Consider the following 22148-nt stretch of genomic DNA (forward strand, 5'->3'; position numbering starts at 1 on the left):
GCGTACCGCCAGCCGCCCCACCTCGCCGCGCGGGGCCTCGTTGCCTGCCTCGTCAAGGATGCGCACCTGATACCCCGTCACCGGTTTGCCGGTGCAGGCGGGGCGGTGATCGTCGAACCGGTTCGAGATGAAGATATGCAGCATCTCGGTGGCGCCGATCCCGTCGAGCATCGGTTTGCCGGTCTTGGCGATCCATTCGTCATAGACCGGGGCGGGCAGGGTCTCTCCCGCCGACACCGCCGCCCGAAGCGAGCTGAGATCGGCGCCCTCGTCCATCGCCTTGAGCATGAAGCGATAGGCGGTCGGCGCGGTGAAACAGACCGTGGCGCCATACTGCTGGATGATCTCGACCATGTTGGGCGGGCTTGCCTGTTCCAGCAGGGTCGCGGCGGCGCCAAAGCGCAGCGGGAACACCGCCAGCCCGCCCAGCCCAAAGGTAAAGGCCAGCGGCGGCGAGCCGATGAACACGTCGTCCGGCGTAACGCCCAGAACCTCGCGCGCATAGCCATCGGCGATGATCAGCAGGTCGCGATGGAAATGCATCGTCGCCTTGGGGTCGCCCGTGGTGCCAGAGGTGAACCCCAACAGCGCCACATCGTCCCGCCCGGTCGCGACCGCTTGGAAGCGCACCGGCTTTTGCAGCGCCAGCCGGTCCAGCTCGGCATCGTGGTTCGAGGTGCCGTCAAAGCCCACCACCGTGCGCAGGTGTTTCGAGGTCTTGGCGCAGGTGACCAGCTCCTCCATCAGCCGCGTGTCACACAGCGCATGGGTGATCTCGGCCTTGTCGATGATCTTGGCCAGCTCGCCCGCGCGCAGCATCGGCATGGTGTTGACCACCACCGCGCCCGCCTTGGTTGCGGCCAGCCAGCAGGCCACCATGGCCGGGTTGTTGGCCGAACGGATCAGCACCCGGTTGCCCGGTTTCACGCCCAGATCCTCGACCAGCACATGGGCCAGCCGGTTGGTCCAGTCGCTGAGCTCCTTGTAGGTGCGCCGCCGGCCATTGCCGATCAGCGCGGTATGGTCGCCAAAGCCCTTGTCGACCATGGCATCGGTCAGCTCGACCCCGACATTCAGGTGCTCGGGATAGTCGAACCCGTCGAGCAGGAAATCGGGCCATTGATCCGGCGGCGGCAGGTTGTCCCGGGTGAACGTGTCGATATGTGCGCTTGGTCCCAGCATGGTTCAGTCATTCGCCTCGGGCGGGAGGAAATCGACCTCGTGCTGGGCCGAGAGTTCGACCACCCGTTCGACATCCTCCAGATTGTCCAGCGCCTCGAACAGCTCTTTCAACTTGCGCGCGGGCGAGACCCAGAACAGCGCGCGGGCAGGTTTGTCGGACTTGTTGAAATAGCCATGCGGAATGCCCTTGGGCATGCGCACCAGATCACCGGCGCGTGCCTTGGACCAGACCCCGTCCAGCTTCAGGTCCAGCTCGCCCTCCTGCACCAAGATGAATTCGTCCTGGGTGGGGTGGACATGCACCGGCACGAACTGGCCCGGTTCCGAGTTGGTTTCAAAGGCAAAGGTCGTCTCGCAAACCGCCTTGGGGTAATAGGTCTGGCCCAGAATGTTCCACACCACCCCGTCATAACCGGTGCCGTTTTCGGTAATGCCCTTTTCCAGATCCTTGGTCATGGTTTCTCCTCCCATTGACGTTTCGGTCCTATCCCTGCGCCAGCACCTGCCGGGCGATCACCACCCGCTGCACGTCGCTGGCGCCCTCATAGATGCGCAGGGCGCGGATATCGCGATACAGCTCCTCGACCTTTTCGCCGCGCCGTACTCCGTCGCCGCCGAACAGCTGTACCGCCTTGTCGATCACCTGCTGGGCGTGGTCGGTGGAGTAGAGCTTGGCCATCGCCGCCTCGCGGCTGACGCGCGGGGCGCCCATATCCTTGGCCCAGGCGGCGCGATAGGTAAGCAGCGCGCTGGCATCCACATCCAGCGCCATATCGGCGATATGGCCCTGCACCATTTGCAGATCGAACAGCGGCGCGCCCTGCACCTGCCGCGTGGTGACGCGCGCCAATGCCTCGTCCAGCGCGCGTCGGGCAAACCCCAGCGCCGCCGCCGCCACGGTCGAGCGGAACACGTCCAGCACCGCCATCGCCACCTTGAACCCTTCTCCGGGGGCACCCAAGAGCGCCGATTTCGGCACCCGCACATCGGTAAAGCGCAGTCGCGCCAGCGGGTGCGGCGCCATCACTTCGAGCCGCTCGACCACCTCGAACCCCGGCAGGCCCGCAGGCACGACAAAGGCGCTCAGCCCGCGCGCGCCGGGCGCCTCGCCGGTGCGGGCAAACAGCGTATAGACATCGGCAATGCCGCCGTTCGAGATCCAGGTCTTTTCGCCGTTCAGCACGTAATCGTCACCATCGGGGGTGGCCGTCATGGTGGAATTGGCCACGTCCGAACCCGATTGCGGCTCGGTCAGCGCAAAGGCCGAGATCGCCTGGCCGCTGCGGGTCAGCGGCAGCCATTCGGCCTGCTGTTCGGGGGTGCCGAACAGGGAGATCGCCCCGGTGCCCAGCCCCTGCATGGCAAAGGCGAAATCGGCCAGCCCGTCATGACGGGCGAGGATCTCGCGGCTCAGGCAGAGGGTCCGCACATCCAGCCGCTCGCCCTCGGCGGCACCGGTCGCCTGCAACCAGCCGCCCGCGCCCAGATCACCCACCAGCTTGCGGCAGGCCGCGTCAATGTTGCCGTGATCCACATGCAGGCGCGCGCACCAGCCCTCCATCGCCTCGGCGCGGGCGCGATGGGTCTCGTCGAAAAACGGCCAGGTCAGGAAGCTGCGGTCTGCCATCTCTTTCCTCCAAGGGGCTTCATTTCGCCCCAAATACTCCGGGGTCCGGGGCAGCGCCCCGGTCCGACCTCAATCGCCCAAAAAGACGGGTTTTTCCTTGGCGACAAAGGCGCGGTAGGCGCGTTCGAAATCGCCGGTCTGCATGCAGATCGCCTGGGCCTGCGCCTCGGCCTCGATCGCCTGTTCGATGGACATCGACCATTCCTGCGCCAGCATGGTCTTGGTGATCATATGGCCGAAATTCGGGCCTGCCGCGATCTGCTGGGCCAGTTTGCGGGCCTCGTCCTCCAGCGCGTCCGCCGCCACCAGCCGGTTGTGAAAGCCCCAGGCGGCGCCCTCGTCGGCGCTCATCGCGCGGCCGGTATAGAGCAGTTCCGCCGCGCGGCCCTGGCCGATGATGCGGGGCAGGATGGCGCAGGCACCCATGTCGCAGCCGGCCAGCCCTACGCGGGTGAACAGGAACGCCACCTTGGCCTCGGGTGTGGCGATGCGCAGGTCGGAGGCCATGGCGATGATCGCCCCCGCGCCCACGCAGATGCCGTCGATGGCGGCGATCACCGGCTTGCCGCAATTGATCATCGCCTTGACCAGATCGCCGGTCATGCGGGTGAATTGCAGCAGCTCTTTCATGTTCATGCGGGTCAGCGGCCCGATGATGTCATGCACATCGCCGCCCGAGCTGAAATTGCCGCCGTTCGAGGCAAAGACCACCGCCTTGATGTCGTCATTGTAATGCAGGTCGCGGAACCAGTCGCGCAGCTCGGCATAGCTGTCGAAGGTCAGCGGGTTCTTGCGCTCGGGCCGGTCCAGCGCGATGCGCGCGATGCCGTCCTCGATGGTGCACAGGAAATGGGTGGTGTCGGCGGCGGTCATGATTTTCCCTCTGTCAGAATGCGGTCCAGCGTGGCGGTGATCGCGCGCGCCTCGTCGGCGTCGAGCGACCCCAGTAGCGCGTCGACCCAAGTTTCGTGGCGCGCGGCCTGACGGGCGAATTCCTCTTCGCCCTTGCGGGTCAGGCGCACCCGGTTGGCGCGACGGTCGCCGGGCACCGGTTCGCGCAGCACATGGCCATCCTCGACCAGCCGTTCGATGATGCCGGTGACATTGCCGTTCGACACCTTGAGCAGGCCCGACAGCTCGCTCATCTTCAGCCCGCCCGCGTTGCGGGCCAGCGCGCTCATCACGTCAAAGCGCGGCAGGGTCGAGGCGAACTCGGTGCGCAGGTTCTCGCGCAGGCCGGATTCCACCGCGCGCGTGGTTTTGAGCAGTTTCAGCCAGAGGCGCAGCCGCGCCTTGCTGTCCGGCCCGGCATCGGGGCGGGGGTTGGGTGCGCTCATATCTCTCCTCCCGACAGGGCAAGGGCATGGCCGTTCACCGATCGGGCGGCCTGGGAACACAGCCAGAGGACCGCGCCCGCCACCTCGTCCACCTGAATGAACCGGTCCTGCGGATTGCCCTTGCGCAGCGACTTTGCCGCAGCTTCCGCGCTCAGGCCGGTCTTGTCCACGATATTGGCGATCGAGCGCTCCAGCATCGGGGTTTCGATGAAGCCGGGGCAGATAGCATTGGCCGTGATGCCTGTGCGGCCCAGTTCCACCGCCAGCGCCCGGATCAGGCCCACCACCCCGTGTTTGGCGGCGCAATAGCCCGCCACATAAGGATAGCCCTTGAGCCCGGCGGTCGAGGCGATGGCGATCAACCGACCCTCGCCCGCGTTTTCCATATCCGCAAGCCCGGCCTGAAAGCTGTTGAACACGCCCTTGAGGTTCACATCCAGCATCTGCTGAAACCCCTCGGCGGTCATTTTCCGGAACGGTGTGCTGTCGGCGGCACCCGCATTGGCGACCACCACGCCCACCGGCCCGTTCAGCTCGCGCGCTTGCCGAAATGCGGCGCGGACCGCCTGCGGATCGGTCACGTCGCAGGTCACCCAGCCGATGAACTTGTGCTGTTTGGCGACCTCGCGCAGCGGTCCCTCGCGGCGGCCCAAGACGGTGACCTTGGCACCGGCATGGGCCAGCGCCTCGGCAATCGCCGCACCGGTTCCGGTGCCGCCGCCGGTCACCACCGCATGAGCGCCGTCGAGCATCATGCGCGGATCTCCGTCTCGGCGTCACGGTCGGCCAGACGCCAGGCCTGATCCCGGCCCGCCAGATAGGGCAGCGGCCAGTCGGCGTGACGGTCGCCGATGCGGGCGGCCTCGTGCAGGGTCCAGTAAGGGTCGGCCAGATGCGGACGGCCCACGCAGATCAGGTCGGCCCGGCCCGCCATCAGGATCGAGTTGGCATGGTCGGCCTCATAGATATTGCCCACCGCCATGGTGGCGATGCCGGTCTCGTTACGGATGCGATCCGAGAACGGGGTCTGGAACATGCGGCCATAGACCGGTTTTGCCTCGATCGAGGTCTGGCCTGCCGAGACGTCGATGATATCGGCGCCCGCCGCGTGGAACAGCGCCGCGATCTTGACTGCCTCCTCGGGCGTGACACCGGCCTCGTCCACCCAGTCATTGGCCGAGATCCGCACCGACATCGGCTTGTCCTCGGGCCAGGCCGCGCGCATCGCGTTGAATACTTCCAGCGGGTAGCGCATGCGGTTTTCCAGCGACCCGCCATAATCGTCGCTGCGATTGTTCGACATCGGCGAGATGAAGGAGGAGATCAGATAGCCATGCGCGGCGTGCAGCTCGATCATGTCGAAACCCGCCCGTTCGGCCATGCGCGCCGCCTCGACGAATTGGTCCCGTACCGCGTCCATGTCCGCCCGCGTCATCTCGCGCGGGGTGGCGTTGTTTGCGGACCACGGGATGGGCGAGGCAGAGATCAGGTCCCAGTTCTCGGCTTTGAGCGGCGCGTCCATCGTCTCCCAGCCCAGTTGGGTCGAGCCCTTGCGCCCGGAATGGCCGATCTGGCAGCAGATCTTGGCGCTCGTCTCTCCATGCACGAAATCGGTCAGCCGTTTCCACGCGGCCTCATGCTCGGGCGCATAGAGGCCGGGGCAACCGGGGGTAATGCGACCCGTGGGGCTGACACAGGTCATCTCGGTATAGACCAGGCCCGCGCCGCCCTTGGCGCGCTCGCCGTAATGGATCAGGTGCCAGTCGGTCGGGCAGCCATCGACCGCCTTGTATTGCGCCATGGGCGAGACCACGATGCGGTTCTTCAGATCCATGTCGCGTAGGCGAAAGGGGGCGAACATCGGCGCGCGCACGGGTTCGGCCGCAGCGCCCGCGCGGGTCTGGAACCATTGTTCGGCCGAGCGCAGCCAGTCGGCATCGCGCAGGCGCAGGTTTTCGTGGCTGATCCGCTGGCTGCGGGTCAGCAGCGAATAGTTGAACTGCACCGGGTCCATGTCCAGATAGCGTTCCACCTGCTCGAACCATTCCAGCGAGTTGCGCGCCGCCGATTGCAGACGCAGCACCTCGAGTCGGCGTTCTTCCTGATAGCGTTCGAACGCGCTTTCCATCGTCGGTTCGGAATGCAGATAGGTGGCCAGCGAAATGGCGCTGTCAAAGGCAAGGCGCGAGCCCGAGCCGATCGAGAAATGCGCGGTCGCCGCCGCGTCCCCCATCAGCACCACGTTTTCATGGTGCCATTTCTCGCAGAGCACGCGGGGAAAGTTGATCCAGACCGCTGAGCCGCGCAGGTGGCTGGCATTGGACATCAGCGCATGACCGCCCAGATGCGCGGCAAAGATGCGCTCGCAGGTGGCGACGCTCTCTTCCTTGGACATATGCTCGAATCCCCAGGCGTCCCAGGTCTCCTGGCTGCATTCCACGATCACCGTCGCGGTGTCCTCGTCGAACTGATAGGCATGCACCCACATCCAGCCATGTTCGGTCTTCTCAAAGATGAAGGTGAAGGCGTCGTCGAATTTCTGATGGGTACCAAGCCAGATGAACTTGCACTGGCGGGTGTCGATATCGGGTTTGAAATGCTCCGCCAGATCGCTGCGCACGCGCGAGTTCAGCCCGTCGCAGGCCACCACCAGATCGTATTCCGCCTGATATTCGGCGATGGCGCGCGCCTCGGTCTGGAACTGCAGGTCGACGCCCAGTTCCCGCGCCCGGTCCTGAAGCAGGAGCAGCATAGCCTTGCGCCCGATCCCGGCAAAACCGTGCCCGCCCGAGACAGTGCGCACCCCGTCATGCACCACCGCGATATCGTCCCAATAGGCAAAGTTCGAGCGGATCATCTCGGCGCTCTTGGGGTCGTTGGCGGCCAGGTTTTCCAGCGCGTCATCGCTCAGCACCACGCCCCAGCCGAATGTATCGTCACCCTTGTTGCGCTCGATCACGCTGACCTCGTGCGAAGGGTCGCGCAGCTTCATCGAAATGGCGAAATACAGCCCCGCCGGACCGCCACCCAGACATGCGATACGCATTGCATCCTCCCTCGCAAGATACGCTGATCAAGGAAGAGGATACGGGGATTCGGGTATATTTCAAGCCTAAACCTTTAAGCTTGAAATATATCGAGGCGGCGATTACCCTGCCGACAAGACAGGAGGATCTGCGATGATCGACTGGGACGATGCATTCGACAATTCCAGCTATGTGCCGGGGTCGGACGGGCTGGCCGCCACCTGGGGTGCGGCGGCGGCGGCTTGGCGTGAGAGCCGGGGCGGGACGCTTGACATCTCTTATGGTCCGGGCGCGCGCAACCGGCTGGACCTGTTCCGCCCCGAGGGCGTGGCGAAGGGCCTCGTGGTGTTCGTGCATGGCGGCTATTGGCAGAAGCTCGACAAGAGCGTCTGGTCGCATTTCGCCGCCGGACCGCTCAGCCGGGGCTGGGCGCTGGCGGTGCCGTCCTACACGCTGGCGCCCGAGGCGCGGTTGGGCCGGATGGCCAAGGAGATCCGCTCAGCGATCGAAGAGGCAGCGCGTCACGTCGCGGGACCGGTGCGGCTGGCGGGTCATTCCGCCGGTGGCCATTTGGTGGCCCGCATGGCCTGCGTCGACGGGCCGCTGCCTGACCGGCTGGACCGGGTGATCAGCATCAGCGGTATCCACGATCTGCGCCCGCTGCTGGGCACCCGGATGAACGAGGTTCTGCACCTGGACGCGGCAGAGGCCGAGGCCGAAAGCCCGGCCTTGCTGCCCCGGCGCGCGGGCCTGTCGGTCACCTGCTGGGTAGGTGCCAACGAGCGGCCCGAACTGGTGCGCCAGACGCGCCTTCTCTCCGAGGCCTGGGACGTGCCCAATGTGTTCGACCTGGGCCATGACCATTTCTCTGTTGTTGCCGAACTGGGCCGGCCCGGTTCGGCTCTGCTGACCGAGCTTCTCAAGGATTGACCCGATGTCCCAGGCCTATGACCCCAGCCAGGAAGGCGCCAAGATGTCCTATGCCAAGGACATGAGCTATGGCGATTATCTGCATATGGATGCGCTGCTGGCGACCCATCATCCGCAATCGGATGCCCATGACGAGATGCTGTTCATCATCCAGCACCAGACCAGCGAATTGTGGATGCGGCTGGTGCTGCACGAACTCAGGGCGGCGCGTAATCTGCTGCTGGCGGGTGGCGATTTCCGGCCTGCGTTCAAGATGCTGACGCGGGTGGCGCGCATCTTCGACCAGCTCAATTCCGCCTGGGACGTGCTGCGCACGATGACGCCCAGCGACTATACGACATTTCGCAACGCGCTTGGCAATTCCTCGGGTTTCCAGTCGCATCAGTACCGGCTGATCGAATTCATGCTGGGCAATCGCAATACCGCGATGATGAAGGTGCATGAGCACCGACCCGAGTTGCACGCGATGCTGGCAGCGGAACTGGAGCAACCCTCGCTCTATCATGTGGCGCTGCGGGCGCTGGCGGCGAAGACGGGCGCCAGTTTCGCGCCCGAGGTCTACCGGATGGACAACCCGCACAACGCCGATGCGGTGGTGCAGTCGGCCTGGCGGCAGGTCTACGAGGATCCGGCGAAATACTGGGACCTCTACGAGTTGGGCGAGAAGCTGGTCGATCTCGAGGACTATTTCCGCCGTTGGCGGTTCAACCATGTCACCACGGTGGAACGGGTGATCGGGTTCAAGCGGGGAACCGGCGGCACCAGCGGTGTGCAATACCTGCGCCGCATGCTCGAGGTGGAACTGTTCCCCGAGCTTTGGCACCTGCGCGGCGATCTTTGATCGGTTCCGCGCGAACGGCCTGAGCCCGGACACATCCCCGCCGGGATCCGCATCCGCCTTGCCGTGCGGCGCTTTTTAACGGGGCAAGGCAGGGAGAAAAGTACCGGCCGGTTCCGGACATGGGCCAAATATGCTTATGAAATAAACGATATTCATGTATGGTCGCGGCCGTCTTGGCTCGATGCATGTTGCCTGCGACAGGGGCAGCTATGCCTATTTTGGTTCGACTATTTTGCGACGTCCGGCTGGGAGTGTGAATGGCTGGCGCGCTGAACACTCATTTAAAGGAGGCTGACATGCCCGAACTTTTCAACTCCGACATCGAAGAAACCCCCGAAGCCCGGCTGGAAGACACTTCCGTGATGAGCTCGATCAGCTCTGGCGACGAAGGAGACGAGGGCAACGAGGACAACGAAGGCAACGAAAACGACGAGGGCAACGAGGGCAATGAAATCTCGGCCTCGACCTATGACGACGATCACAACGAAGGCAACGAAGGAAACGAGGGCAACGAGGGTGTCGCCGGCCAGGAAGATGACGAGGGCGACGAGGGCGATGAGGGCAACGAGGGCAACGAGGGCAACGAGGGGAACGAAGGCGACGAAGACAACGAGGACGACGAGGGGGATGAGAACGACGAAAACGACGAGAACGACGAAAATAACGAAGCCGATGAAGGCAACGAACATGACGAGGGGGACGAGAATTTCTCGATCATCTCCAACAACACCGACGGATCTATCGACCTCTCCGAAGCTGACGAGGGCAATGAATATGATGAGGGAGATGAGGACAGCACATACTGGGACTTCAACTTTGATGACGAGTACGACCAGGGCATAGATGCAAATATGCATGAGGCCGATGAAGGCGACGAGGGTGACGAGGGCGACGAGAACGACGAAGGCAACGAGAACAACGAAGGTGACGAAGGCAACGAAGGCGACGAGGGCAACGAGGGCGACGAAGGAATAATCAATATTGGCCTGGAAGGGGACGAAGGCAACGAAGGCAACGAAGGCGACGAGAACGACGAAGGTGACGAAGGCAACGAGAACAACGAAGGCGACGAAGGCGACGAGAATAACGAAGCCGACGAGGGCGACGAGTTCGACGAAGGCAACGAAAATGGCGAGTTCTTCGACAGAGGCCAGGAAGCTGACGAAGGCGACGAAGGCGATGAAGGCGACGAGGACGACACGTATAGTGGCCTCCTTGAAGAAGCTGACGAAGGCAACGAAGGCGACGAGGGCGATGAGGATGACGAAGGCGACGAGGATGACGAGAGCGATGAAGGCGACGAGGGCGACGAGAGTCAGAATAGCGACGAGGGCGATGAAGGCGACGAAGGCGACGAGCTGAACGACGGCGACGAAGGCAACGAGGGCGACGAAGGCAACGAGGGTACCGAAGGTAACGAAGGCAACGAGGGCGACGAGGACAACGAAGGCAATGAGGGCAACGAGGGCAACGAAGGCAACGAAGCCAACGAGGGCAACGAGGCCAACGAAGCCGACGAAGACAACGAGGGCAACGAAGAAGACGAAGGCAACGAGGACAACGAAGGCAACGAGGGCAATGAGGACAACGAGGGCAACGAGGCCGACGAGGGCAATGAAGGCAACGAAGGCAACGAAGGCAACGAGGGCGACGAAGGCAACGAGGGCGGCCTGAACGACGAAGGCGACGAAGGCGACGAAAACAACGAAGGCGGCGAAAACGACGAAGGCAACGAAGGCAACGAGCACAACGAAGGCAACGAGGATAACGAAGGCAACGAAGAAGACGAAGGCAACGAGGACGACGAAGGCGACGAGGATAACGAAGACGACGAAGGCGACGAGGATGACGAGGGCGACGAAGGCGACGAGGGCGACGAACCCCTTGAGCCCGACCACCCCTCGCGGCACGACGAAGGCGACGAAGGAAACGAAGACGACGAAGGCGACGAGGATGCCGATGCTCTGCTCGATGATGAGGGGGACGAAGGCGATGAGGGGGACGAGGATGACGACGGCAACGAAGGCGACGAAGACGACAACCTCGCCGATTCCGGCAACGAAGACGACGAAGGCGACGAGCTGAACGAGCCCGACAACGGCGATGAAGGCGACGAGCATGACGAAGGCAACGAACATGACGAAGGCGACGAAGACGACGAGGGAGACGAAGGCGACGAAGGGGACGAGGGGGATGAAGACGACGAAGGCGACGAGAGCGTCTGACCCCAACTGATGCGACTGCGGGGCGGGCGCGATCGTTCTGATCCGGGCCCGCTCACCTGAGCTTCGGATCAGAACGCTGCGGGGGTGCCGGTGGCATGTGATCCGGTCGCGGGGTGACTCTCTGGACCGCTCAAATCAGGTGTAAACCGGATGATCGCAGTGCGCCCCCGCGTGTATCGGCGTTGTCGAAATGTCTGTGGTGTCCCTGCGATTGCACAGCGACAAAACAGCTGGGCCCCGCACGTCACCCGTTTGCAGATCTTTGGTTCTGTCCAAAACCGACCTTGTGAGTGTGCAGAAACTGTCGTTGGGGGGCATGGACCTGCCCGACCTGCTGTTCTACGCTCGCGCCAAATCACCCAGTGGAACCCTGGTTTCCAGGAGCGAGGTAAACATGAACTATCACAGCCCCGCCAGTTTTGCCGAGGCTTCGGCGCTGGCTGCAAATGCGGACGGTATCACGCGGTTTCTTGCAGGTGGAACCGATGTGCTTGTGCAATTGCGCGCCGAAATCGTCACCCCCGACACGCTGATTGACGTCAAAAAGATCAATGGTGTCAGCGACATCACCCGTAACGAGGATGGCAGCTGGACGCTGGGTGTGGCTGTTCCCGGCGCCGAGCTGGGCGAGCATGCGGGGCTGGTCGCCGACTGGCCCGGTGTGGTCGAGGCGATGAACCTGGTGGGCTCCACCCAGGTGCAGGGCCGTGCGACGCTGACCGGCAACCTCTGCAACGGCTCACCGGCCGCCGATTCCGTGCCCGCCATGGTCGCGGCCTCCATGACCGCGACCGTGACCGGCCCCGATGGCGAACGCGTCGTGGCGGTCGAGGATATTCCGACCGGCCCCGGCCGTATCTCGCTGGCCAAGGGCGAACTGGTTTCGGCGCTGCACATTCCGGCACGTGGCGCGAATGCGGGCGATGCCTATCTGCGCTTCATTCCGCGCAGTGAGATGGATATCGCCGTGGTGGGCTGTGCCGTGAACCTGCGCCTGGACGGTGACACCATCACCGAAGCGCGCGTGTCGCTTGGCGCCGTGGCGCCGACCGTCCTGCTGGTCCAGGACGCCGCTGCCGCGATCATCGGCTCCACGCTGGATGACGCCGCGCTCGACCGTCTGGCCGCCGCTGCCTCGGCCGCCTGCAAGCCGATCGACGACAAGCGTGGCACCATCGCGTTCCGTACCGAAGTTGCTGGCGTGCTGGCCAAACGCGCCGCGCGCATCGCCTATGCCCGGGCCAAGGGTGAAATCATCAAGGGGCACCACGGATGAGCAAGATCCACGTATCCACTACCGTCAACGGCGATGCGGTCGAATATCTCTGCGACCCGCGCGAAACCCTGCTGGACTGCCTGCGCGACAAGCTGAGCCTGACCGGCGCCAAGGAAGGCTGCGGCACCGGCGATTGCGGCGCCTGTTCGGTGACGCTTGACGGGCGGCTCGTCTGCTCCTGCCTGGTGCTGGGGGTCGAGGCCGATGGCAAGGAAATCGGCACGGTCGAAGGCATCGCCGAGGGCGATGAGCTGCACCCGCTGCAACAGAAGTTCATCGACTATGCCGCGCTGCAATGCGGCATCTGCACCCCCGGCATCCTGGTCGCGGCCAAGGCGCTGCTGGAGCAGAACCCCGACCCGACCGAGGAAGAGGTTCGGTTCTGGCTGGCCGGCAACCTGTGCCGTTGCACCGGCTATGACAAGATCATCCGCGCCGTGATGGACACGGCCCGCGACATGAGAGAGGCGGTATAATGGCGCTCGACGATCGTAAATCCGACGGTTTCACCTTTGTCGGCACCCGCCCGAACCGGCCCGACGGGCTGGACAAGGTCACCGGCCGCGCCCGGTTCGGCGCCGATGCGTCGGCCCCCGGCATGCTGCATGGCGCCATCCTGCGCAGCCCGCACGCCCATGCCCGCATCCTGCGCATCGACACGTCCAAGGCCGAGGCGCTGAAGGATGTGAAGGCCGTGGTCACCCGTGCCGATTTCTCGGACAAGGTGGAATTTGCGCCGGGGCTGGAGGGTGATTTCTGGAACATCCTCGAAAACGTCATGGCGGGCGACAAGGCGCTCTATGACGGGCATGCCGTGGCCGCTGTTGCCGCCACCTCGGCGCTGGCCGCGCGTGATGCGCTCAAGCTGATCGAGGTGGAGTACGAGGTTCTGCCGCATGTGACCGATGTGGACAAGGCGATGCTGATGGACGCCCCGGTGATCCGTCAGGGGGCTGCGGATTACTCGGTGCCCGAGGGGATGCATCCCAACGTGGTGCGCAAACATGAAAGCGGCCATGGCGATGTCGAGGCGGGCTTTGCCGAAGCCGACCTGGTGATCGAGGATCACTTCACCACCGAGGCCACCCACCAGGGCTATATCGAACCGCATGCCTGCTTGGCCACGCTGGGCGCCGATGGCAAGGGAGAGCTGTGGTGCTGCACCCAGGGTCACTGGATCGTGCAGAAAACTTGTGCCGCGCTTCTGGGGATCGAAACCGCCAACCTGCGGGTGACCGCCTCGGAGATCGGTGGCGGCTTTGGCGGCAAGACCACCGTGTTCATCGAGCCGGTGGCGCTGGCGCTGTCGCGCAAGGCCAATAAGCCGGTGAAACTGGTGATGAGTCGGTCCGAGGTGTTCCGCGCCACCGGGCCGACCGCCTCGGCCTCGATGGATATCAAGATCGGCATGAAGAAGGACGGCACGCTGACCGCTGCCCAGGGTACGTTCCGCCTGCAAGGCGGTGCCTTCCCCGGCGGTCCGGCGGATTTCACCGCCATGTGCGCCTTTGCCCCCTATAACCTGCCGCATGTGCGCCAGGTGGGCTATGACGTGATGACCAACCGACCCAAACAGGCCGCCTATCGCGCGCCCGGCTCGCCCATGGCGGCATTTGCGGTGGAATCGGTGATCGACGAGCTGTGCAATCAACTGGGACTTGACCCGATCGAGGTGCGTCTCAAGAATGCCTCGCGCGAGGGGACCAAGGCGAGCTATGGGCCCAGGTTCCAGCGGGTCGGCCTGGTCGAAACGCTGGAAGCGGCCAAGGCCCATCCCCATTACACCGCGCCGCTGAAACCGGGGCAGGGACGGGGGATTTCCTGCGGGTTCTGGTTCAACCATGGTGGCGAGACCTCGGTCTCGCTGGCGCTGAGCGAGGATGGCTCGGCGCAGGTCATGGTGGGCACGCCCGATATCGGCGGTAGCCGCGCCTCGATGGCGCTGATGGCGGCCGAGGTGCTGGGCATCCCCTACGAGAACATCCGGGTGACCATCGCAGACACCGCCACGCTGGGCTATAACGACGTGAGCCATGGCAGCCGGGTGACCTATGCCAGCGGGCTGGCCACCATCAAGGCGGCGCGCCACGCGGTCGAGAAACTGTGTGAGCGGGCGGCGACGAAATGGGGCATCCCGGTGGATGCGGTGAAATGGGAAAACGGCTGCGCGGTGCCCTCGGGGCCGAATGCGGGCGAATTCGACCCGCTGCCGCTGGCCGATATCACCGCCGACATGGGCCGCACCGGGGGGCCGATCTCGGGCCATTTCGAGGCGACACCCGAAGGCGCGGGCGTCAGCTTTGCCACCCATATCGTGGATGCCGAGGTGGACCCCGAGACCGGCAAGACCAAGGTCGTGCGCTATACGGTGGTGCAGGATGCCGGTAAGGCGATCCATCCCACCTATGTCGAAGGGCAGTTCCAGGGGGGCGCCGCGCAGGGCATCGGCTGGGCGCTGAACGAGGAATATATCTATGGCGCCGACGGGCGGCTGCAGAACAGCGTCTTCCTGGATTATCGCATCCCGGTGGCCAGCGACCTGCCGATGATCGACACGGTGATCGTCGAGGTGCCCAATCCCGGCCATCCGTTCGGGGTGCGCGGGGTGGGCGAAACCTCGATCTGTCCGCCGCTGGCGGCCATTGCCAACGCGGTCTCGGCCGCCGCCGGCGCGCGGATGAGGCAATTGCCGATGTCGCCGCCGCGTATCCTGGCGGCGCTCAAGGCGGATGGTTGAGGTCCATCTCTGGTCCAGCCTGCGGTCGCTGGCCGGGGGCTGCGAGGTGGTCTCGGTCGAGGCCCGCGATACCGGCGAGATGCTGCGCGCCCTGGTGCGCGCACATCCCGAGTTGCAGGCGCCCATCGACGCGGGTGTCTCGGTTGCCATCGACGGGCGGGTGATCGCCTCGGGCCTGACCGAACCGATCCCCGAGGGGGCCGAGGTCTATCTGATGCAGCGCCTGCGCGGCGGGTAGGCTCCCGCCCCCCTCGGCGCCCCTTTCGGGGCGCCTGCGGGCGTTGGGCCGGGCGCCGCTGCGCGGCGGGTCTTTTGCGAGGCGCTGCCTCGCGCTCCGGAGTATTTGCGGCAGAATGAAGGAGTGGACGCCTGCTCTTTCTTCTTGCTGAAAATATCCCGGGGGAGTCACCGAAGATGAAGGGGCAGCGCCCCCAGCTACGGGTCAACCGCGCGGGTCGTCGAGATCTTGAGTGAACCGGCGCGGCATCAGGCCGGATTGGAACCATGTGACCATCGAGTAGATGGAATAGACCGGCAAACCCGTGCGCCTGCGCAGATCGGCGGCATAGGGCACCATATTGGTGCATTCAAGAACGATGGCGCCCGCGTCGGGTTGTTGCTCCAGGATCTCGTCGGCCGCATCCAGCATGTCCTGTCGGCAGGCGGCGAAGTCGATTTGGGGCGCGTCCCCCAGGATATCGCGGGAAAAGGCGCGCCCTCCATCCGTGCCGAAGACCGGTGTATCCGCAGGCACGCCGGCGGCGGCCAGATGGGCGGGGCTCAGGGTCGCTTTGGAGATGGTCAGGATCACCGCTTTTTTGCCCGGGGGCAGAAGGGCCTGTACCATCGGCACCTGCATCAGCGAGGAGGTCGCCACCGGTACGCCGAGGGCCGCGCGCAACTCGTCCTGAACCAGCGCGAGAAAGCCGCAATTGGTGGTGATCCCGTCCGCGCCAGTGGCCACCAGATCGAGACCCGCCTCGACAAAGGCGTCGAGCAGCACGCGAGGATCGCCGCGCACCACCCGATCGGGTGAAGCGCCGCGCACCACCCTGTAATGCACCGGAAAGGGCCAGGTCAGCGCATTGCCCATATCGCCGGGAATGCGGGGAAAGCGGGTTTCCAGCATCAGGATGCCGACCGTGGCACCAAACACCGTCTTGCCGCCGGATTGTATGGACATGTTTGCCTCAGAGTTCGGGGACATAAAGTTGGGCATAGGCATCGCGCACCGCCTGTGTCGCCCCTTCGCGGCGGCGCTCGATATGGGCGCGCATCTCGGCCATGGCGCCGTCTGCGTCGTGGCGGGCCACCGCGTCGAGGATGCGTTGATGCGCCGAAACCATGGTCTGGCCCTGCGGCCCCAGCGCCTGCAGGCGGCGCAGGTCGATCAGGCGCAGATAGCGGATGCGGTCATTGAGATTGCCGAGCATCCGCGCCAGTTCGCCATTGCCCGACAGCGCGCAGAGCCGTGTGTGAAACCATTCATCCATGCTGAGCAGCGTTTCGGTATCGGCGCGCGCGGTATAGTCGGGCGCGATATCCTCGAGGTCCTGCATCAGGATGGCGATCTCGCGCTCGTCGCCGCGCAGGGCGGCAAGGCGCGCCGCCTCGACCTCGACCGCTACCCGCGCCTCGTAGAGATCCATCACCAGTTCCGGCGAGAGCGAGCGGCAGAAGAAGCCGCGCCCCGAGCGGAAGGTCAGGAAACCCTCGGCCACCAGCCGGTTCAGCGCCTCGCGGATCGGGGTGCGCGAGGCGTCGAGCTGGGTTGCAAGCGCGCTTTCGTTGATGCGGGCGTCGGGCTTGAAGGCGAAATCAGCCGCCATGCGGCGGAGCGCCTGGTAGAGCCGATCAACATTGCTTTCCGATTTGGTCATTAGGTGCCTCGATGTCGGGGGCAGGATATCGCGGGGTTGACTTGTGCGCAAGATGTGATGCAGAGCTGTATACAATTCTGAACGCAAATGTTGTGAGGGCGAGTCGCATGGACAACCGGATGAATGGCGCCGAGGCGATGGTGCGCATGCTCGAGGCGCAGGGGGTGCGGCATATCTTTGGCCTGTGTGGCGACACCACCTTGCCGTTTTATGACGCGATGCTGCGGCTCGATCACCAGATCACCCATGTGCTGACCCGTGACGAGCGCTGTGCCACCTATATGGCCGATGGCTATTCCCGCGTCACGGGGCGCGTCGGTGTGGCCGAGGGGCCGTCGGGCGGTGGTGCCACCTATATCCTGCCGGGGTTGATCGAGGCCTCGGAAAGCTCTTATGCGGTGTTGGGGATCACCACCGATATCTCGGTCGCCTCTTACGGAAAATACCCGCTGACCGAGGTGGATCAAAAGGCGCTGATGGCGCCCCTGACCAAGTGGAACACGGTGATCAGCCGCGCCGATCACATCCCGCGCATGGTGCGGGCGGCGTTCCGGGCGATGACCACGGGGCGCTCGGGGGCGGCGCATATCGGCCTGCCCTATGACGTGCAATATGATCCGGTCGACGCCGCTGATATCTGGGCTGATCCCATGACCGCCAGCTATCCCGCTTATCCGCAGGCGCCCGCGCCCGGAGCGGCGCAGGCGGCGGTGGAGGCAATCCTGTCGGCAAAGAACCCGCTGATCGTCTGTGGTGGCGGCGTAGTGATCGCCCAGGCCTGGGAGGAGCTGGACCGGCTTGCTACCCGGCTTGACATTCCGGTGGCCACCTCGATCTCGGGGCAGGGGTCTCTGGCCGAGACCCATCCCAACTGTCTGGGCGTGGTCGGCTCGAACGGAGGCACCGACGAGACATGGGAGATGATGGAGGCTGCCGATCTGGTGGTGTTCATGGGCTGCCGGGCGGGGTCGACTACCACGGCACGGTGGGAGGCGCCGAAACCCGGAACCCGGATCGTGCATTTCGACAATGACCCGATGGTGATGAATGCCAATTACCGGACCGAGGTCGCGGTGGTGGGCGATCTGCGGCTGGCGCTGGCCGAGGTGAACGCGGTGCTGGACGCCCGCGCGCAGGGGGCCGATACCTTTGGCGGCGCGGCGGCGATCGCCGAGAAGAAGCGGCGGAAGTTCGACGCGTTCGAGGTGCTGGCGCGTTCCGATCAGGCGCCGATCCGGCCCGAGCGGGTGATCCGCGCGCTGATGAACACGCTGCCCGAGGATGCGACCGTGGTGTCCGATCCCGGCACCAGCTGCCCCTATTTCTCGGCCTATTACCAATTGCCGCGTCCGGGGCGGCATTTCATCACCAACCGCGCTCATGGGGCGCTGGGATACTCGCTGTCGGCCGCTTTGGGCGCCTGGTACGGGCGGCCCGCGTCCAAGACCGTGGCGCTGATGGGTGACGGGTCGTTCGGGTTCACCGTGGGAGAGCTGGAGACCGTCTGCCGGTCGCGGGCGCCGATCACCTATGTGGTGTTTTCCAACGCGACATTCGGCTGGATCAAGGCCAGCCAGTTCGCCGACAAGGACGCGCGCTATTACAACGTGGATTTCAACCGCACCGACAATGCGGCCATCGCGGCGGCCTATGGGGTGAAATCCTGGCGGGTCGAGGACCCAGCCGATCTGGAGCGGGTGCTGGCCGAGGCGATTTCCCATGACGGGCCGACGCTGGTTGACGTGATCACCCAGCCGCTGGAGGAAAGCAATGCCCCCGTCCGCCGCTGGATGGGGTAAGGCGGACGAGGGCAGGGCAGGCGGTTCGGGAGGGCCGCCTGGAGCGGGCCGCGCGCTTGGGCGGTCACGCGGTCCGCTCTGGTCTGGTGCGTGTGTGGGTCTCTACTCGATCTGGCGGGCGCTGCCCGAAACGCGGACGCCTTGGCCGGGGGTATCGCCGATCTCGACCCTTAGCAGCGAGCGGGCGCCCATATCCTCGCCCTGCACGATGTCGATCGTGCCGCCATGCGGCCAGCCGAGATCGCGCAGATACCCCGCCAGCGCGGCGGCGGCGGCACCGGTTGCCGGATCCTCCAGCACACCGCCGATGGCAAAGGCGTTACGGCTGTGAAACCGCTGCGGGGTCTCGACCCAGAGCAGATTGATGGTGGTGAAGCCGTTCAGCCGCATATAGGCGGCGCCCCGGTTCAGATCGTACTCCATCGTTGCCAGCCGGGTGCGGTCGCGCAGGGCCAACACAAGGTGATCGTTGCCCGCATTGGCCACGGCGGCGGGCAGGGTCGGGTCCAGGTCGCTTTCGTCGAGACCAAACAGCGCCAAGGCGGCCTCCAGCACCTCGAGGTCCACCGCGCCGCTGCGGGTGGGGGGCGAGATCAGTGCCGCCTGCACTCGGTCGCCATGACGCTGCCCCTCGACCGAGATGCCAGCATCGTTGAGTTGCAGGGCATAGGTGCCTTCGCCGAAACGATCCGCGAGCGTCGCCCCCAATGCGATGGTGGCATGGCCGCAGAAAGCGACCTCGCCCACCGGTGCGAAGTAGCGCACCCGCCAGCCTGCGCCCTCTGGCGCTGCAAAGGCGGTCTCGGAATAGCCGACCTCGGCCGCGATGCGCTGCATCTCTTCCTCGGCGGGCATCTGGTCGGCGATCACCACGCCGGCCGGGTTTCCGCCCAGGGCGCCGTCGGAAAAGGCCGCGATCCGGTCCACATGTGCTGTCATGTCAAATCCTCCTGTGGGAGTGGATCCCGCCAGAGCGGGGCCCTGTTCCTTAGTTAATGCGTGCCAGAAAGTCTTTCATCTCGGCGGCGATTTCGGTCCCGTATTCCTCGAGCGCGAAATGCCCGGTATCGAGGATATGGAACTCCAGATCGGTCAGGTCGTTCTTGTAGGGATGCGCGCCCGCTTCGGGAAAGATCACGTCGTTCTTGCCCCACATCAGCAGCGCCGGCGGCTGATGCTCGCGAAACAGCGCCTGCCATTTCGGGTATTCGGCCAGGTTGGTGCCGTAATCGAGGAACATCTCCAACTGCACCTCCTGATTGCCCGGACGGTCGAGCAGGTATTGCACGTGCCAGAAATTGTCCGGGCTGATCGCGTCGGGGTTCTGGGTGCCATGGGTGAACTGCCATTTGGTGGCATCCATGGTCAGAAAGGCGCGCAGCGCATCGCCATTGGCGACCGAGGGGTCGGCCCAATAGGCCTTCATCGGGTCCCAGAATTCGCGCAGGCCCTCTTCATACGCATTGCCGTTCTGGATGATGAAACCAGTGACCCGCTCGGGATCTTCGGCGAACATGCGATAGCCCACGGGTGCGCCGTAATCCATCAGATAGACGGCATAGTCGTCGACGCCCTTGGCATCCAGGAGCTGGGTCATCAGTTGCGCGGTTCCGGCAAAGCTGTAGTCATATTCCGCCGCATCCGGCATGTCCGAGGCGCCGAAACCGGGATAGTCGGGCGCGATCACGTGATAATCGGCGGCCAGTTCCGGGATCAGGTTGCGGAACATATGTGACGAGGTCGGGAACCCGTGCAAAAGCAATACGGTCGGATTGGCCGGGTCGCCCGCCTCGCGATAGGCGATCTTCAGCCCCTCCAGCGTCTCGGTGCGGAACTGGGTCTGAACGGGCTCGGCGGCAAGCAGGCTTGACGGCAGGATGTAGAATCCCAGCGTCATGACCCCGGCGGAAAACAGCGATCCGGCGGTGATGGTGGCGGCGGTATTGAGCAATGTGCGAAGCATGTCGAAAGCTCCCTCTGATAATGAGTTGGGGTTTGGTCTTGGGACTTGAAGAGGTGGGGCCGGTCTGTCCGGCCTAATTCTGCTCGGACAACTGTTGTTTCAGCCGTTCGTTTTCCGCCCTGAGCTGCGCCAGCTCGGCGCCAAGCGCGTTCAGATGCGGGGCCAGTTCGGCCTCGGTGTACCGGGGGGTGATGTGCTGGGGACAGTTCCAGTCCAGCCCCTCGACCGAGATGATGGCGGCGCGTTCGGCCGGGTGGGTCTGCCCCTCGGGCAACAGGCTGGCGGCGGCCTCGGGCCCTTCGGTGAATTTCATCCGGCCAAGGATCTTCAGCCGCCGCTGGTTGGCGTAATCCATCAGGATCAGCGCCACCCGGCTGTTGCCGTCCAGATTGCCGCGCGAGATATACTGCCGGTTGCCCGACAGGTCGGCATAGCCGATCGTCCGCGGCCCCAGCACCCGCAGGAACCCGGCAGGCCCGCCGCGATACTGCACATAGGGCCAGCCGATTTCCGAAACGGTGGCCTGATAGAACCCGTCCCGCGCCTCGATGAATGCCTGTTCGGCAGGCCCGATCTCATGCCCCTGCTGCGGGCCGCCCTCGATGAACTTGGCATAGCTGCGGGCGGAGCCGAGCCGTTCCTGATGGGCACGAACGGCAGGGGTGAAGGTCAGCTGGGAAAAGGCGCGGGGCATCGTTCTATCTCCGTTCAGAGGCCAAGTTCGGTCAGGCCGGGATGGCCCTCGGGGCGCGGCCCGAGGGGCCAGTGAAACAGGCGCTCGTCCTCTGTAATCGGCAGGTCGTTCAGCGAGGTGTGGCGGGCCGACATGCGGCCATCCTCGTCGAACTCCCAGTTCTCGTTCCCGTAGGAGCGGAACCAGTTGCCGCTGTCGTCGTGCCATTCATAGGCATAGCGCACCGCGATGCGGTTGTCGGACCAGGCCCACAGCTCCTTGATCAGGCGATAGTCCAACTCCTTGTCCCATTTGCGGGTCAGAAAGGCGTGGATGTCGTCTTGACCGGTGACGAATTCGGCCCGGTTACGCCAGCGGCTGTCGTCGGAATAGGCGGGCGTCACCACGTCGGCGCTGCGGCTGTTCCAGCCGTTTTCGGCCAGACGCACCTTTTCGGCGGCGGTTTCGGCGGTGAAGGGGGGCAGTGGGGGGCGTGTCATTGGGGGTATCCCGTGTCAGGCGATGGAAGCGGCCAGAATTGCCAGCGTCAGAAGCAGGGGAACATGTCTTGTCGGGAAAAGGGCATAGCGGCGTCGCATGGCGTTAATCCTTAGGTGTACCGATCTGTTAACTTGCTCTCAAGGTGTACTGA

The 22148-nt window shown here is 64.7% G+C and carries 21 protein-coding genes; 8 read left to right on the forward strand and 13 right to left on the reverse strand.

Annotation, left to right across the window (positions count from 1 at the left end; genetic code table 11):
• The 7 genes from AC2FL1_RS14940 to AC2FL1_RS14970 form a co-directional block, all read right to left on the reverse strand.
• Window positions 1–1182, reverse strand: a 1182-nt coding sequence (locus AC2FL1_RS14940) for an AMP-binding protein (RefSeq protein WP_496877469.1), incomplete at its 3' end; no start/stop codon positions are given.
• Between the two features lie 3 nt (window positions 1183–1185).
• Window positions 1186–1638, reverse strand: a complete 453-nt coding sequence (locus AC2FL1_RS14945) for a cupin domain-containing protein (protein WP_011242179.1) — start codon at window positions 1636–1638, stop codon at window positions 1186–1188.
• A gap of 28 nt (window positions 1639–1666) precedes the next feature.
• The gene (locus AC2FL1_RS14950) at window positions 1667–2809 is read right to left on the reverse strand and encodes an acyl-CoA dehydrogenase family protein (protein ID WP_496826891.1); all 1143 of its coding nucleotides are present in this window, start codon (window positions 2807–2809) and stop codon (window positions 1667–1669) included.
• A gap of 69 nt (window positions 2810–2878) precedes the next feature.
• Window positions 2879–3682, reverse strand: a complete 804-nt coding sequence (locus tag AC2FL1_RS14955) for an enoyl-CoA hydratase family protein (protein ID WP_496877470.1) — start codon at window positions 3680–3682, stop codon at window positions 2879–2881.
• The gene (locus tag AC2FL1_RS14960; RefSeq protein ID WP_496877471.1) at window positions 3679–4146 is read right to left on the reverse strand and encodes a MarR family winged helix-turn-helix transcriptional regulator; all 468 of its coding nucleotides are present in this window, start codon (window positions 4144–4146) and stop codon (window positions 3679–3681) included. Before AC2FL1_RS14960 ends, AC2FL1_RS14955 begins: the two co-directional genes overlap by 4 nt.
• A complete protein-coding gene (locus AC2FL1_RS14965) occupies window positions 4143–4901 on the reverse strand; it encodes an SDR family NAD(P)-dependent oxidoreductase (RefSeq protein ID WP_496877472.1) in 759 nt (252 codons plus the stop codon). Before AC2FL1_RS14965 ends, AC2FL1_RS14960 begins: the two co-directional genes overlap by 4 nt.
• The gene (locus AC2FL1_RS14970; protein ID WP_496877473.1) at window positions 4898–7192 is read right to left on the reverse strand and encodes a bifunctional salicylyl-CoA 5-hydroxylase/oxidoreductase; all 2295 of its coding nucleotides are present in this window, start codon (window positions 7190–7192) and stop codon (window positions 4898–4900) included. The genes AC2FL1_RS14965 and AC2FL1_RS14970 overlap by 4 nt, the downstream gene beginning before the upstream one ends.
• A 133-nt stretch (window positions 7193–7325) precedes the next feature.
• Here AC2FL1_RS14970 and AC2FL1_RS14975 point away from each other — a divergent pair, with 133 nt between their 5' ends.
• The 7 genes from AC2FL1_RS14975 to AC2FL1_RS15005 all read left to right on the forward strand — a co-directional run bounded on the left by AC2FL1_RS14975 (window position 7326) and on the right by AC2FL1_RS15005 (window position 15419).
• A complete protein-coding gene (locus AC2FL1_RS14975; protein WP_496877474.1) occupies window positions 7326–8102 on the forward strand; it encodes a hormone-sensitive lipase in 777 nt (258 codons plus the stop codon).
• A 4-nt stretch (window positions 8103–8106) separates the two neighbouring features.
• Window positions 8107–8943 (forward strand): tryptophan 2,3-dioxygenase, encoded by an 837-nt coding sequence (locus AC2FL1_RS14980; protein ID WP_496877475.1) that lies wholly within the window; start codon window positions 8107–8109, stop codon window positions 8941–8943.
• A 296-nt stretch (window positions 8944–9239) separates the two neighbouring features.
• A complete protein-coding gene (locus tag AC2FL1_RS14985; RefSeq protein WP_496877476.1) occupies window positions 9240–11168 on the forward strand; it encodes a hypothetical protein in 1929 nt (642 codons plus the stop codon).
• 394 nt (window positions 11169–11562) lie between these two features.
• Window positions 11563–12444: an FAD binding domain-containing protein gene (locus tag AC2FL1_RS14990; protein ID WP_496877508.1), complete on the forward strand. Its 882-nt coding sequence runs from the start codon at window positions 11563–11565 to the stop codon at window positions 12442–12444.
• Window positions 12441–12920: a (2Fe-2S)-binding protein gene (locus AC2FL1_RS14995; RefSeq protein ID WP_496826875.1), complete on the forward strand. Its 480-nt coding sequence runs from the start codon at window positions 12441–12443 to the stop codon at window positions 12918–12920. The genes AC2FL1_RS14990 and AC2FL1_RS14995 overlap by 4 nt, the downstream gene beginning before the upstream one ends.
• Complete coding sequence (locus tag AC2FL1_RS15000) at window positions 12920–15181, forward strand: xanthine dehydrogenase family protein molybdopterin-binding subunit (RefSeq protein ID WP_496877477.1); 2262 nt, start codon at window positions 12920–12922, stop codon at window positions 15179–15181. The genes AC2FL1_RS14995 and AC2FL1_RS15000 overlap by 1 nt, the downstream gene beginning before the upstream one ends.
• Window positions 15174–15419: a MoaD/ThiS family protein gene (locus AC2FL1_RS15005; RefSeq protein ID WP_496877478.1), complete on the forward strand. Its 246-nt coding sequence runs from the start codon at window positions 15174–15176 to the stop codon at window positions 15417–15419. Before AC2FL1_RS15000 ends, AC2FL1_RS15005 begins: the two co-directional genes overlap by 8 nt.
• Window positions 15420–15623: 204 nt before the next feature.
• Here the strand turns inward: AC2FL1_RS15005 and AC2FL1_RS15010 are convergent, their stop codons facing one another.
• The gene (locus AC2FL1_RS15010; protein WP_496877509.1) at window positions 15624–16358 is read right to left on the reverse strand and encodes an aspartate/glutamate racemase family protein; all 735 of its coding nucleotides are present in this window, start codon (window positions 16356–16358) and stop codon (window positions 15624–15626) included.
• Window positions 16359–16371: 13 nt separating this feature from the next.
• Complete coding sequence (locus AC2FL1_RS15015; RefSeq protein WP_496877479.1) at window positions 16372–17061, reverse strand: GntR family transcriptional regulator; 690 nt, start codon at window positions 17059–17061, stop codon at window positions 16372–16374.
• A gap of 107 nt (window positions 17062–17168) precedes the next feature.
• Between AC2FL1_RS15015 and AC2FL1_RS15020 the strand changes: the two genes are divergently transcribed.
• Complete coding sequence (locus AC2FL1_RS15020) at window positions 17169–18860, forward strand: thiamine pyrophosphate-binding protein (RefSeq protein WP_496826867.1); 1692 nt, start codon at window positions 17169–17171, stop codon at window positions 18858–18860.
• A gap of 102 nt (window positions 18861–18962) precedes the next feature.
• On the opposite strand, the gene AC2FL1_RS15025 is transcribed toward AC2FL1_RS15020, so the two are convergent.
• The 4 genes from AC2FL1_RS15025 to AC2FL1_RS15040 all read right to left on the reverse strand — a co-directional run bounded on the left by AC2FL1_RS15025 (window position 18963) and on the right by AC2FL1_RS15040 (window position 21996).
• Window positions 18963–19799, reverse strand: coding sequence for a PhzF family phenazine biosynthesis protein (locus AC2FL1_RS15025; RefSeq protein ID WP_496877480.1), 837 nt, complete (start codon window positions 19797–19799; stop codon window positions 18963–18965).
• A 49-nt stretch (window positions 19800–19848) separates the two neighbouring features.
• Window positions 19849–20823: an alpha/beta fold hydrolase gene (locus AC2FL1_RS15030; protein WP_496877481.1), complete on the reverse strand. Its 975-nt coding sequence runs from the start codon at window positions 20821–20823 to the stop codon at window positions 19849–19851.
• Window positions 20824–20896: 73 nt separating this feature from the next.
• The gene (locus tag AC2FL1_RS15035; RefSeq protein ID WP_496877482.1) at window positions 20897–21517 is read right to left on the reverse strand and encodes a pyridoxamine 5'-phosphate oxidase family protein; all 621 of its coding nucleotides are present in this window, start codon (window positions 21515–21517) and stop codon (window positions 20897–20899) included.
• Window positions 21518–21531: 14 nt separating this feature from the next.
• The gene (locus tag AC2FL1_RS15040) at window positions 21532–21996 is read right to left on the reverse strand and encodes a nuclear transport factor 2 family protein (protein WP_496826859.1); all 465 of its coding nucleotides are present in this window, start codon (window positions 21994–21996) and stop codon (window positions 21532–21534) included.
• Window positions 21997–22148: the final 152 nt, after the last annotated feature.

The sequence above is a fragment of the Ruegeria sp. YKSF070 genome (assembly GCF_059612725.1).

Excerpts from the sequence above, each read along its gene's own strand:
- AC2FL1_RS14945 (WP_011242179.1), bottom strand. The coding sequence starts at position 1,638 with ATGACCAAGGATCTGGAAAAGGGCATTACCGAAAACGGCACCGGTTAT.
- AC2FL1_RS14950 (WP_496826891.1), bottom strand. The coding sequence starts at position 2,809 with ATGGCAGACCGCAGCTTCCTGACCTGGCCGTTTTTCGACGAGACCCAT.
- AC2FL1_RS14955 (WP_496877470.1), bottom strand. The coding sequence starts at position 3,682 with ATGACCGCCGCCGACACCACCCATTTCCTGTGCACCATCGAGGACGGC.
- AC2FL1_RS14960 (WP_496877471.1), bottom strand. The coding sequence starts at position 4,146 with ATGAGCGCACCCAACCCCCGCCCCGATGCCGGGCCGGACAGCAAGGCG.
- AC2FL1_RS14965 (WP_496877472.1), bottom strand. The coding sequence starts at position 4,901 with ATGATGCTCGACGGCGCTCATGCGGTGGTGACCGGCGGCGGCACCGGA.
- AC2FL1_RS14970 (WP_496877473.1), bottom strand. The coding sequence starts at position 7,192 with ATGCGTATCGCATGTCTGGGTGGCGGTCCGGCGGGGCTGTATTTCGCC.
- AC2FL1_RS14975 (WP_496877474.1), top strand. The coding sequence starts at position 7,326 with ATGATCGACTGGGACGATGCATTCGACAATTCCAGCTATGTGCCGGGG.
- AC2FL1_RS14980 (WP_496877475.1), top strand. The coding sequence starts at position 8,107 with ATGTCCCAGGCCTATGACCCCAGCCAGGAAGGCGCCAAGATGTCCTAT.
- AC2FL1_RS14985 (WP_496877476.1), top strand. The coding sequence starts at position 9,240 with ATGCCCGAACTTTTCAACTCCGACATCGAAGAAACCCCCGAAGCCCGG.
- AC2FL1_RS14990 (WP_496877508.1), top strand. The coding sequence starts at position 11,563 with ATGAACTATCACAGCCCCGCCAGTTTTGCCGAGGCTTCGGCGCTGGCT.
- AC2FL1_RS14995 (WP_496826875.1), top strand. The coding sequence starts at position 12,441 with ATGAGCAAGATCCACGTATCCACTACCGTCAACGGCGATGCGGTCGAA.
- AC2FL1_RS15000 (WP_496877477.1), top strand. The coding sequence starts at position 12,920 with ATGGCGCTCGACGATCGTAAATCCGACGGTTTCACCTTTGTCGGCACC.
- AC2FL1_RS15005 (WP_496877478.1), top strand. The coding sequence starts at position 15,174 with ATGGTTGAGGTCCATCTCTGGTCCAGCCTGCGGTCGCTGGCCGGGGGC.
- AC2FL1_RS15015 (WP_496877479.1), bottom strand. The coding sequence starts at position 17,061 with ATGACCAAATCGGAAAGCAATGTTGATCGGCTCTACCAGGCGCTCCGC.
- AC2FL1_RS15020 (WP_496826867.1), top strand. The coding sequence starts at position 17,169 with ATGGACAACCGGATGAATGGCGCCGAGGCGATGGTGCGCATGCTCGAG.
- AC2FL1_RS15025 (WP_496877480.1), bottom strand. The coding sequence starts at position 19,799 with ATGACAGCACATGTGGACCGGATCGCGGCCTTTTCCGACGGCGCCCTG.
- AC2FL1_RS15030 (WP_496877481.1), bottom strand. The coding sequence starts at position 20,823 with ATGCTTCGCACATTGCTCAATACCGCCGCCACCATCACCGCCGGATCG.
- AC2FL1_RS15035 (WP_496877482.1), bottom strand. The coding sequence starts at position 21,517 with ATGCCCCGCGCCTTTTCCCAGCTGACCTTCACCCCTGCCGTTCGTGCC.
- AC2FL1_RS15040 (WP_496826859.1), bottom strand. The coding sequence starts at position 21,996 with ATGACACGCCCCCCACTGCCCCCCTTCACCGCCGAAACCGCCGCCGAA.